The organism is Thiospirillum jenense (assembly GCF_014145225.1).
In the GTDB taxonomy this organism is placed as follows: Bacteria; Pseudomonadota; Gammaproteobacteria; order Chromatiales; family Chromatiaceae; genus Thiospirillum; species Thiospirillum jenense.
On record NZ_JABVCQ010000018.1, the window covers coordinates 51604 to 63817 of the forward strand.

A 12214-nucleotide genomic window follows, 5' to 3' on the forward strand; every position below is an offset into this window, starting at 1 on the left:
TAACCGCAAATAAAATTGCTTACCATAGTAAAGCTAATGTACGATCATCATGGTGTCCAGGCGAAAAGAAATCGAGCCAATCAATTAATGCTTGGCTAGGATTTGGTGTATCGAGCAATGGCACTAATTCATTCCACAGTTCATCCCAATGGCGGACATCGCGCAATTCATTATCAGTTTCAAAGCGCGGGTCAGAAAGTCCGTCGGTCATTAATATTAATGCCGTTAAATTAGAATAGTAACCAATCCGAATGCGATCAGATAACGCTGAATTTATTAACATGGTACGCGCTAAAAAGCGAGTTTGACCAGCAAATTCACCACTGTCTGGTATACTTAATAGAGATACAATGCCTGCTGCATCATATGCGGCAATCGCACCATCACCAATCCAACAGGTTGCGATAAAAGTGCCGTGTGCATGGCGTTTAACGATTGCCGTTAATAAGGTTGTGGCATAGTCATTAACGTTAGCATGTTGTTCTTGCGCGGCTTGTTCTAATGATTCAATTGCCCGTATGACGGCGGTATTGAATAAAAGATGACAATACGGTTGGCTCTGTGTAATTAATAGTTGCGTATCATCTATTGCCTGCTCCTGCCAGTTGTTTAATACAGTTTCTAATGGTGTAGCCAAGTCACTCGCCAATGTCATTATTAAATATTCACCCGCAGTTTTGACGGCACGTTTTGCCCCTTCACGGGAAAACTTTGCGCTCCCTGCGCCATCGGCAACTAATAATACGCTCCAGCCGCTGGCGGGATGATAATTAATGAAATAATCATCGTCACGGAATTGGCCAATGTGCGCATGAGCACGACCACGAGTGCTGGCTGCAAGAAGATTGACAGTGTCATTCGGCAAGAATTGATGCGCTTGATGCGGTTTTGCATAGGGTTCAGTTGGCGCTGGCTCAAGAATTTTCCACAATTGTTTTGGATCAGGGTTAATGATAAATAGACAATCACTACAATAAGATTGCTGCGCATTTATTTGCCAGTTAATGGTCACAGTGTAATCGCCAGATTGTGTTGGTATTCCATGTAATTCATTAGTATCAGCATTAAAATTTAACCCCAATTCCGATGGTAGTGTCATTGATAAAATGTCAACTGAAGCGCCGCTGTTTAATTGACCAGTAATCACGGCCTGATACGGTACGCCTAATTTGCCATTGGGTAATTGAAAACGCACTTGCAATGTTGGCGGGGGCGGGTTTAGTTGAGTCATTATTGATGTTTTTTGTTGCAGTGAACCTGTTTTATTAACACAGGTTTTAAGGTGTGATGACCGGTGTTGCGGGTAAAGTAATGCGCGTGACAAAACATTGATGGCCATTGGTGCGCAATTGATGACACCAGTCCACTGCGCTGGCTTTATTTGACCATTCAATTGCGCGCAGGCGGTAAAATTCATCACGGACATCGCCATAACGCGATTGACTAATCGTCAAGGTTAATCCCTGTAATAAAAAGCCATAGCGTTGTACAAAGGTGCGTTGATCTACTTTGACTCGTTCTAACGAGCGCCCCGCTAATAATTGTACATGCCAGCGGTAGCGCGATCTTATTGGCGATAATAAGTGTGTTGGTGCTAATTGAGAACGCGGCCGGCCAATAGCTGTCGTTTCTAAAACTTTAATCATCTCCGCCGCCTCATTTGGCTCATTGCTATTGTTATCCAATGGATCATTTTCTAACAATAGTGGTGGCCAGTCTGCTGCGAGTAATTCACTGGCAAAGGCAGGATTTAATGGTGTGATTGGTTGATTTGACTCTGGTTTTAATAATTCAGATGGGGGCGCTTGACGAATAGAGAGTGGTGCTATCTGAATAGAATGCGCGGCGGGTTTAGGCAAGGGTAAGATGAGCGATGGTAATTGATTAACCCAGCGTGGATCAGGATTAATAGACGGGTGCGGTAATGGTAAAATGGTCGGTGGCGGGGCAGAGTGAATACCAGTTGCAATCACTAATACCGCACCACTGATTACCCACGTTGCGCCACTGTTCATTTGGGTAGTACGCGGATTGTGCAATTGGTTGAATCACGAGTGTGCTGCGCATGTTCGCTGCATTGCAATAATTGAGCGCGGTTATTTTCAATCAGCTGCGTGGCAAATAACAATTCACGATAAGCGGTTGCATCAGCCAGTGCTAACAACTGGCTGCCGGCTTGCCAATAGCCAGCTTTTCCAATCAACAGAGCGCCAAGTTCAATTCGCCATTGTTGATCGAATTGCCAGCCACGCCACCAGCCCAATAACGGTAATAACACGACTAATAATAATACGGCGCTCACTAAAACTGGCGGCTGTTTAATTGATAAGCGCCGCGCCGGCTGGGTGACTTGAAATAGTTCTTCTAATACTACCGCGTCTTGATGGCGCATAGCCTCGGTCGGATCATATAATAAGGACGACGGATCAATTAACCAGGCTGCAATGCGCGTTTGTATAGCGGTGCGATGGTAATTCATACGCATTTGCTGAGTTTTTAATTGCCAAGTACCATCTGCTTGATCGCCGGTTTCATTTAACGTGAGCCATTCAGCCGCCAATGTAAGATATGCTTGATTGATTGGCGTTTCAATGCCCTGCGCTAATACTGGCCGATCTAATTCAGATGAATCGCGTAGCGCGGCGGCAAAAGGAATGGTGGTGGTAAGCAGCATTCGCTCGTAATCATGCTGCAATTGCGTCAATGCGGCAGTGGGCGCCTGATCGGTTTGGCTAATTAGGGCATAAACGCCGTACAGTGGGTGGGTGAAGCTGGCGCGTAACCGACTGATTGTCTTGAGAATATTGCCAAGCTCGGTGACGGCTTGCGCGTCGGCGATCACTGGTAACAGGACGCGATGCGCGGCGGTGAGTGCATTTAAAGTTAATAGCCCAAGCGTCGCTGGACAATCAATAATAATGTGGTCAAATGTGAGTGGCATTGCCGGCAGTGTAATCAGTGCCTGATATAAACGGGTGCGGCTATCACCCATTAAAGTTAATTCACTTTCAATTCGGCCTAATGCACTGCCGGCAGGGGCAAGATATAAATCAGGTATTTCGGTTGCAACCAACATATCTCGGGTGAGCGCCGCTTCCAGCAATACGCGCTCGCTGCCGGCGTGACCGTGACCCTGCCCGCCGCCGCGCACCAAACAGCGCCCCGTATCGCCTTTCGGGTCTAAATCAAGTAATAAAACGTGACGCCCGGCGGCGGCGAGCGCCAATGCGAGGTTGACGGCGGTGGTGGTGCGCCCGATGCCAGCGCGTTGACTGACCACCGCGACCACTTCGGTCACGGGTTGCGGTAATGCGGTTGATTCAGGTGGCATTCGCGTCATGCTGGGCACCAATTGGGCAAGTGTGAATTAAACCGCGTCAGTTTTTATTAGTATTTTCATGCGTTACCATTACCATTATTTATCAGTGTCATTCGCCGATGATGGCAATTCCGTAATTAAACTTTCTAATCCTTGTCGTTGCCGCCCAATACGCGATACTCGCGGTGTTCCATTTCGCCCACTGCTCAACACCAGCGCGGCGGGATTGGGATGCGCGGCGTGACCGTCAGTGATCTCTAGCCGCTGTGACATTTCATTATGTAAATCAATCGGATGCGAGTGATTACCGTGACGCGCTGGCTCGTGATACGACGGCGCGGCTGCTGTCAACCGCAGCAGTGCCTCCTGCCGTCGCAACAATTGCTCACGCGGCGGTGGGCGCCAAGTTTTTGAATTAACACTGATTTCTGTTGGCACGAGCGCCTGCTCAGACATCGTTGCCGCCTCAGTGGTGAGAGCGCTGGGCGCTGGGGCAGTGGTGGATGAATAAATAGCACTGCGCGGGTGACGGCGGTAATAAAACCAAATCACACTGATTAATAAAATCACGCCGCCGCCAATCATTAATGTAAGCGTGATGAACGTTGGCATCGTTAAATTAGAGAGCATTGGCTGTAGCGTAATTAATGACTCAGTCAACAAATAAAATTACAGTGGCGAATAAAACGGTAAAAAGGTCACGGCATCCCCTTCAATAAGGGTGGTGTGCGGCGGAATCATTACCAATCCATTTGCCCATGTTAATGATGTAATTGCTGCGGATGAGCGACTGGGAAAGACCTGCACCATTGCTTGACCGGCATCAGTCCATTCTAAACGAGCGCGGTGATATTCGCAGCGTTTATCTGGTTTTGACCAATTAAATGCCGCCCGAGCGGGAATAGTCGGCGGTGTGACAATGCCTAATATGCCCTGCATCACCAATATTAACGGGCGGGCGAATAAATGAAACGTGACAAATAATGACACAGGATTGCCGGGCGTGGCTAGAATTGGTGTCGTGCCAATATGCCCGAAAACCAATGGCTTACCAGGGCGCATTGCCACCTGCGTTAATTCCACCGTGCCTAATTGCGCAATGGCCGGGCGGACGTGATCTTCATCGCCGACTGATACGCCGCCACTCACGATCACTAAATCAGCGTTGGCCGCCGCTTGGGTTAATAACAATTCGGTCGCAGCGCGGTTATCATTCACTTGACCGCATTCTAACACATCGCACTCTAATTGAGTTAGTAGTCCAGTTAATAGGGTGCTATTGGAATTATAAATCTGCCCGGCGTTTAATGACTGACCAGGCGGAACTAATTCATCACCACTCGCAATGATCGCCACACGCACCCGCCGATATACGCTGATTGCATCAATACCAACAGCGGCAATTAATGCCAGGTGTTGCGGTTGTAAGCGCGTACCCGGGGTGATTAATGTTTGACCATTGGCGACATCTTCACCGCGCCGCCGCACATTTGCTCCGGGTTTAATTGCCGCGCTCATGGTTGAATCAATTAACTGCATTCGATTGTCATTGACTTGACAAGCCTCTTGCACAATCACCGTATTCGCTCCAATTGGCAGCGGTGCGCCGGTGAAAATCCGTGCGGTGGTATGCGGTAATAATGGCGCACTCGCCTGTCCCGCCGCAATGCGTTGGCTAATACTCCAATCAGTTTGATTGGCAGTTAAATCGGCGCTGTTAATCGCATAGCCATCCATCGCGCTCTGATCCCACACGGGCAAATCTATTGGGCTAATGATTGGCACAGCCAGCACCCGCCCCAGTGCTTTATTCAAAGTGACTAATTCAGTTTCATTCACCGAGTGCGCCTGTTCTAATAGATAACCGCAGGCTTGCGCGACCGGAATAGGACGGTCATCCATTGCACAAGTATTATTGGTTATTGAATTGGATTGGATAGTAGTCATTGTTCTAATAATCGCGGTAATAATTGCACGAAATTACACGGGCTGGTGCGGCGATCTAATTGCGCGGCGAGGATGTCATCCCAGGCTAATTGACAAGCGGCTGGTGATCCGGGTAATGAAAAAATCAGGGTGCCATTCGCAATCCCAGCAAGAGCGCGGGATTGAATGGTTGCAGTGCCAATGTGCGCAAAAGATAATTGGCGAAATAATTCTCCAAAGCCAGTCAGTGCTTTATCCAATAATGGTAACACGGCTTCTGGAGTGCGATCACGTCCCGTCACGCCGGTGCCGCCGGTGGTGATAATGACTTGTACGCTTTTCTCGGCAATCCAAGTTGATAATAGCGCCCGCAATTGATAAATGTCATCAGTGCTTTGTGTTCGAGCGGCAAGACAGTGTCCGGCGTTAATGATTTTATTTTGCAATAATTCGCCTGATTGGTCATTTGCGGCTGTGCGGCTGTCGGAGACAGTTAATACGGCGATAGCGAGTGGTAAAAACTCGCCGGGGGCGTGGTGATGATGATGCGTCATATGATTATTATCTATTAAGCACGTTCCCGCGTTGGCGCATAAGAACGATTATTTGATGGTCATTATAGCCAGCGCGGCACTAGAATTAACGCCCAAATCACTAAGGCAAACGCAATGCTGCTAAATACCGCAGCCGACGCAATATCTTTAGCACGACCGGACAATTCATGCCGTTCTAATCCCACGCGATCAACGTTTGCTTCAATCGCTGAATTGAGTAATTCGACAATCGGTACTAGCATTAAACTGCCCACGAGCATTGCCCGTTCAATTGGCGTTTCACCGAGCCACAATCCGAGTGGTACTAATGGAATGAGCAAGATGACTTCTTGACGGAATGCTTCTTCTAATTGATAACAGGCTTTGAAACCTTGCATTGAATACCCGAACGCTTTAATAACGCGCTTTAAGCCTTTTTCATTTTGATATGCCATGCACTACTACTCTGTTGCTGTCCAATGAATAAAAATTGACACATTAGGGTTGAATGACTGTGGGGAAATCTGGACACAATGGCGAATGCGTTTGTTGACCTGCCGATGTAAAAAAGCGCAATTGACCAGTTGCCAAACAAATCCATACTTCTTGTGCGCCCCGTTCTAAGTATAATTCCGTTTTCATTAACATTTCACGCTCGGTATTGCTGGGCGACATCACTTCCACGCAAATCTCCGGCGCGACATGATAGGGTGTTTCTAAACCGTATTGAGATAAAAATTGATTTGATGCCCAAACCACATCTGCAACCTTGACATTTTTAGCTGTTTCAATACTAATTTCGGCATAAGATTTGCCATCTTTTAATAACTCACGCAATAAAACAGCTATTTCCATCTGTAGCCCGCTATGAAAATTAGTCGCCGGACTCATTTCAATTTTTCCCCATTCGTTCATTTCGATCTTATACGGAAGATCGGCCAACGTGGTATCCGCAATCACTTCTGACCATTGCATGGTTGACTCCGTTACATGATGCGTCAAATGTTAGAGTTTATCCGCACGTCTGACAGTGCGCTACCCAATTGTCAATCACGCCGCCCCATTTCGACATCTTCATAAATCACATCAAATGGCACACTGATTGGCAAACAAGTGAGTTCCAATTGACCAGCGGTTAATCGTTCTATTGCCCAATCGGTGCTGCGCCGATAAATCTCGATTTGCCGTTCCCATTGGTCAATAATGACGTATTCTTGCAAACTGGGAATCGTCATATATGAAAAGAGTTTTTCTCGCCGATCAATCCGCGCTGTTGATTCAGATAACACCTCAACTAATAAACAGGGTGCGGTGCAATAATAAGTAGCGCGGTCGGTTGGATCACAACTCAATAGTAAATCTGGATAATAAAAAATGTCCTGTTCAGCAATACGCAGGCGCACTTTCATAGTGTTGGCGAATAATTGACAGGTTGTGCCTCGCAATTGTGGCCGCAATACAGCGCAGAGATTGCCGACAATTAAACAATGCCGATCAGTGGCACCAGTCATGGCGTAGAGTGCGCCGTTAATGTATTCGTGACAGCACTCCGCGCCGTCTTCGCTGGTGAGATAATCGTCAATTGACAGGAACGGTTGTTGAGCAAGTGTGGACATTGGTAGCACCTATTAACCGTGTGACGTTGCAATCATTTATTGAGACATTTCATTTGCGTATTCAGGCCAAAACGCATCATCTAATAATTGTGCAATCGTGAAGGGGCAATCCTCTGGAAAGGTGTTTAATGATAACCCAGTTTCACGCATCGCAGCACGGCGGGCGGCAGGGTAGCGAGCGACTATCATTTCATTCAAACGCGGTAATAAACTGGGGCTATCATGCAGGCGTTGTTGGATTTCATCCCGCGCATTATCAATTGATTGCGCCCAACTGGCACTGCGATGCAACGGTTGATAACGCCATTTTAATAAATGTAAAATCAACACCTTGAGCCAGCTTTCAATTGCGCGCCGTTCACTTTTGCCCATGTCTTCTAATTCCTCGGCAATGCGCGTTGTATCAATCTCAGTGACGCGGCCGGCGCGTAGTGATTCGGCATTGCTGATTAACCACGCATAATAGTCGGTATCGTAATCAGGCGACATCGTTATTCAACCATGATGACATCTTCTCAGTGGCACCAGTCATGGCGTAGAGTTCGCCGTTAATGTATTCGTGGCGGCAATCTGCGCCATCTTCACTAATGAGATAATCGTCAATTGACAGGAACGATTGTTTGGCGAGCATATACAATACCTGCGCATCAATGATGAATGAAGCATAAGCGTTCCCACGTTGGCGCATGGGAACGATTAAACTGCCGCTTTTTATTCGCTCGGCCGCCACGCCAAATCCAATTGTCGTGCTGCGCGCACATCATCCAGTCGTTTCACCGGCAATTGATGCGGCGCATTTTTTAATAATTCAGGCGTATGCTCCGCTTCGTGGCGAATGGCAATCATGGCATCAATAAAGCCGTCGAGAGTCGCTTGACTTTCGGTTTCGGTTGGTTCAATTAACAAGCATTCCGGCACTAATAACGGGAAATACGTCGTCGGTGCGTGATAGCCATAATCTAATAACCGCTTGGCAAAATCCATTGCCGTCACGCCAAATAACTGCGCCTCACGTTTTAAGGTGATAATAAATTCGTGACTGGCGCGGCGCGTTGGATAGGCGGTTTGAAACCCGGCGTCAGTTAATCGTTTCATTAAATAATTTGCATTTAACGTGGCGTATTCAGCGACACGTTTTAATCCATTCGCGCCGAGTAATTTTGAATAAACATAAGCGCGTAATGCAATGCCGATATTGCCGCCAAATGCGGTTAATCGCCCGATGCTCTGCGGGCAGTCGGCTTCGGTCAACCAGCGGTAGGCGTGACCGTCGTGGGCGACTCGTGGCACGGGCAGGTACGCGATCAGGTGCGCGGCGACGCCGACGGGGCCGGCGCCGGGGCCGCCGCCGCCGTGTGGCGTGGAAAATGTTTTGTGTAAATTCAAATGGATAACGTCGAAGCCCATGTCGCCCGGGCGTAGGTGGCCGAGGATGGCGTTCAAATTGGCGCCGTCGTAGTAGAGCAGACCGCCGGCTGCGTGGACGATGTCGGCAATGGCGGCGATATTGCGTTCAAAAACGCCTAACGTGCTGGGATTGGTCAGCATGATGCCGGCGGTGTGCGGACCAACTGCTTGACGCAGCGCGGTTAAATCCAAATCCCCCGCCGCGTCGGTCGGCAATTCGCGCACCGTAAATCCGGCCATGATTGCCGAAGCAGGATTTGTGCCATGCGCGGCGTCCGGCACCAGCATTTCCGTCCGCGCCGCATCGCCCCGCGCCGCGTGATACGCCCGAATCATCGCTACGCCGGCAAATTCGCCCTGCGCACCGGCGGCAGGTGACAGCGCAATCGCGGCCATTCCCGTCACGTTCGCCAACATTTCCTGCAAATCGTGCAAACAGGCCAACACGCCCTGTCCGTGATCGGCGGGGGCGAGCGGGTGGCGGGTGATAAAGCCCGGCAGGCTGGCGAGGGTGTGGCTGGCGCGTGGATTGTATTTCATCGTGCATGAACCGAGCGGGTAAAAGTGGCTATCTACCGCGAAGTTGCGCTGTGAGAGGCGGGTGTAATGGCGTACCACGTCGAGTTCGGACACTTCGGGCAACGCGGGCGGCTGGCGACGGCGGGCGGTGGCGGGAATGTCGGCGATGGCGGCGGCAGCGAGCGCGGTTAATGGGGCTTGGGTGCTGGCGCGGCGGCCGGGGCGGGAGTGGTCGTGAATTAACATGGTGGAATAGCGCGTATTGGTGAGTGATAACGCGCTATTGTAAAGCAAACGGCGGCGGGTGTGAGAATTGCGCGGGCGGGGTGGGGAATGGAAATGAAACTGTTGCGGTATTAAAAACCGCCCAATTGGTGAGGGCGGGTTTTTATTTGGGGGAATGTAGTAGGTGATTAAATTGTAACTGTTTGATTTTATTAGACGAATGCGTTCTCACGCTGGCGCGTGAAAACGAATCAGTTATTAATGATCCACGTTAAAACAACTCTAGTATAGATGTTGGTTATTCCATGTTGTTAAATGATCAGGCGTTAATCATTTGATGATGTGAGTTGGGTTGACTATACTATTCAAGCCGCCCGTGCTAGATGCTGATTGACAACAGACCAAAAAATTGAAATCTGCTCAGGCTTTCGGTCGAAGTAGTCTTCAAAAAAACCTGACACGTTTAATAATGGCGGATAAGCGTAACGTTCCCCTTCTTCACCAAATTCAGTTATCCAATCGTTGGCTTCTCGATTATCTATTACATCAAAAAGTGCCGGTTCATACAGGTAAGGATTGCCCGAATCATTTAATATACGATAAGCGTCGGCTTCTATCCCTAATACGAAATACTGCCGGCCTTCCGACAACTCAGGATAAGCAGGATGCTTAGATTTTAGCTGTATAATCATTGTTAAACTTCTTTCAGTTTCATTTCAAATCGTCCTATACCATGATGCTCATACCAATGGAATTCACACGGTTTCCCATTGACTTCAAAAATCGGTGAACTTTTTTTGACCCATTGCGCTCGACTGCCCCCGTACTCATCCACGAGTCTTTGAATATCACGAATGCGCTGGCCTTTTGCAATGATACGCGATTGAGCAAGCAATTCTTTTGTCAGTTCAATAATTGAAAATCTCCTTTCGATCTATCGCCCCAACAATATTAACACTAACACCAGCAATTTTGCACTCGTGTTATAAAAATGGGGAGCCGCGTAGGTTGGGTTGTATTCTTTGCGCGGTGTTAATAATGAATAACCAATCCAAACGGTACACAACCCAATATGTCCCCGCCCGCCTATTCAACTCCATTCAATTGAATTAACCATTTTTATTAGCTCCCCCTTTGGAAAAAGGGGGTTGGGGGGATTTAATCAAAAGCGGGAATGTTGGGTTGCCCAATTGGTGATGGTGGATTAATTGCGGGGCGGCACGCGGGCAACCCAACCTACGCTGCTCATTTAATTAACCATTCCCGCCCGATACGCCCCCATCGCCGCCGTTTTAATCTCTTCCGCCACCAATGGAAAAGTAGATAAAATGTGCGCGAATTCCAATTCCGTTAAGCCATACAAATGCGCAATTAACCCATCTAATTCAGCGCGCAGCGCTACTCGTTTAGTTGAATCAATCACGCCGTCACGATGCGAGTGCAAACCCACCGCTTCCGCTAATGAATCAAACTCGGGCGTGGTGCAAATCAATTGCGCTGCGCGAGTGACAATCGGATTAAATACGGGATCGGCGGCGGTGAGGCGGGGAATTGGAATTTGATAAATATAAAACATGTTCAGATTTTGCGATACCTTTTGGCGAATACTGCTATCAATAACAAAGCTATTCATCAAAGCAACAAGAAATAACAAAATATTAGCATCGTTTGGCTGAGTAGAAACTATTAAAGAATTGCCCGCAAAAGCTAAATTGGGCAGCAATGTTGATATTAATGACCGCTCGTTTGTATTGGCTGCAACAGCGCGAAATCCCAACCGATAATTCTGATACGCTAATTGCTGCCCACTATCTTCACCCCGCCCAATTAAATCCGCCCGCGCCTCTTGTTCATCTAACCAATATCTCGGCGGCGCCCATTGGTGGGTGAATTGATGAATCATTTTGCCTTCAAATAATGGCAACCGCCCCACACCCGCTGCCGTTTTAAATAAATAATTATCGTTAGTCATATCAAATTCACGAGTCAACCGCAGATTCCATAGCAACCGCCCCGCGCCCGCTGCCGTTTTGAATAAATGACTATCATTCGTCATGTGAAATTCATTCGTTAAACGCAGATTCCATTTGCCATCAATCGTCTCACCCAATAACGGGAATTGCAGCAATTTTTCGGCAATTTGCACATCCAATGCACTTTTGAATTCCATCACCGACTGCGAATCGGGCGACAAGCGGCGGATCAATTCCACTGATAATAATAAATCCGTTGATGACGGAAACGCCGCTAGTTCATTCACCTGATGACGCATAAACGCCGCTGGAAATTGCCGCGTTGATTGCCCTTTTTCAAACGTCAATACCACAAACTTAAAACTACGATGCACGTTTTCAAAGATTTCATTACGGTTTTCAAAACAAAACAAGCCCGTCACGTCGCATTGACCGAATAATAAATCCCGCAAGCCTTTCGCACCCAAATCCGTATAAATCCCCGACGGAATCACAATTCCACACTCGCCACCCGGCCGCAATAAATTGACGCATTGTTCAGTAAATAATTTATACAGGTTAATATCGCTCCCCGTCTTTTTTCCATTCACCACTGCCGATTGAAAACTGAACTGCGGCGCGGCGCGAAACCACGCCGATTGATGCGGAAAATGCGACGCATAATCCAACCAATCAACGCGAATTTCCTGATCTGCC

14 protein-coding genes are annotated in these 12214 nt (G+C 48.1%); all 14 read right to left on the bottom strand.

Features of this window, described 5'->3' with window-relative positions:
• Window positions 1–19 precede the first annotated feature (19 nt).
• Window positions 20–1231 (bottom strand): PP2C family serine/threonine-protein phosphatase, encoded by a 1212-nt coding sequence (locus tag HUK38_RS09320; RefSeq protein WP_182584060.1) that lies wholly within the window; start codon window positions 1229–1231, stop codon window positions 20–22.
• 46 nt (window positions 1232–1277) lie between these two features.
• On the bottom strand, window positions 1278–2015 hold the full coding sequence (locus HUK38_RS09325; protein ID WP_182584061.1) for an SPOR domain-containing protein: 738 nt from the start codon (window positions 2013–2015) through the stop codon (window positions 1278–1280).
• On the bottom strand, window positions 2012–3340 hold the full coding sequence (locus tag HUK38_RS09330; protein ID WP_238787567.1) for a DUF6118 family protein: 1329 nt from the start codon (window positions 3338–3340) through the stop codon (window positions 2012–2014). The genes HUK38_RS09325 and HUK38_RS09330 overlap by 4 nt, the downstream gene beginning before the upstream one ends.
• 75 nt (window positions 3341–3415) lie before the next feature.
• Window positions 3416–3931 (bottom strand): hypothetical protein, encoded by a 516-nt coding sequence (locus HUK38_RS09335; RefSeq protein WP_182584063.1) that lies wholly within the window; start codon window positions 3929–3931, stop codon window positions 3416–3418.
• Between the two features lie 57 nt (window positions 3932–3988).
• A complete protein-coding gene (locus HUK38_RS09340; protein ID WP_238787568.1) occupies window positions 3989–5266 on the bottom strand; it encodes a molybdopterin molybdotransferase MoeA in 1278 nt (425 codons plus the stop codon).
• Entirely contained in the window at window positions 5263–5799 is a 537-nt protein-coding gene (gene moaB, locus HUK38_RS09345) for a molybdenum cofactor biosynthesis protein B (protein WP_182584064.1), read from the bottom strand. The genes HUK38_RS09340 and moaB overlap by 4 nt, the downstream gene beginning before the upstream one ends.
• 62 nt (window positions 5800–5861) lie before the next feature.
• Window positions 5862–6233: a diacylglycerol kinase gene (locus HUK38_RS09350; RefSeq protein ID WP_182584065.1), complete on the bottom strand. Its 372-nt coding sequence runs from the start codon at window positions 6231–6233 to the stop codon at window positions 5862–5864.
• Between the two features lie 43 nt (window positions 6234–6276).
• On the bottom strand, window positions 6277–6753 hold the full coding sequence (locus tag HUK38_RS09355) for a Uma2 family endonuclease (protein WP_182584066.1): 477 nt from the start codon (window positions 6751–6753) through the stop codon (window positions 6277–6279).
• A gap of 71 nt (window positions 6754–6824) precedes the next feature.
• Window positions 6825–7394: a Uma2 family endonuclease gene (locus HUK38_RS09360; protein WP_182584067.1), complete on the bottom strand. Its 570-nt coding sequence runs from the start codon at window positions 7392–7394 to the stop codon at window positions 6825–6827.
• A gap of 36 nt (window positions 7395–7430) precedes the next feature.
• Window positions 7431–7883, bottom strand: a complete 453-nt coding sequence (locus tag HUK38_RS09365) for a DUF29 domain-containing protein (protein ID WP_182584068.1) — start codon at window positions 7881–7883, stop codon at window positions 7431–7433.
• Window positions 7873–8082, bottom strand: coding sequence for a hypothetical protein (locus tag HUK38_RS09370; protein ID WP_182584069.1), 210 nt, complete (start codon window positions 8080–8082; stop codon window positions 7873–7875). The genes HUK38_RS09365 and HUK38_RS09370 overlap by 11 nt, the downstream gene beginning before the upstream one ends.
• Window positions 8083–8105: 23 nt before the next feature.
• A complete protein-coding gene (gene gcvPB, locus HUK38_RS09375) occupies window positions 8106–9614 on the bottom strand; it encodes an aminomethyl-transferring glycine dehydrogenase subunit GcvPB (RefSeq protein ID WP_275285014.1) in 1509 nt (502 codons plus the stop codon).
• 296 nt (window positions 9615–9910) lie between these two features.
• On the bottom strand, window positions 9911–10195 hold the full coding sequence (locus tag HUK38_RS09380) for a hypothetical protein (RefSeq protein WP_182584070.1): 285 nt from the start codon (window positions 10193–10195) through the stop codon (window positions 9911–9913).
• A gap of 599 nt (window positions 10196–10794) precedes the next feature.
• On the bottom strand, window positions 10795–12214 hold a 1420-nt coding region (locus HUK38_RS09385), incomplete at its 5' end, for an Eco57I restriction-modification methylase domain-containing protein (protein ID WP_202985537.1).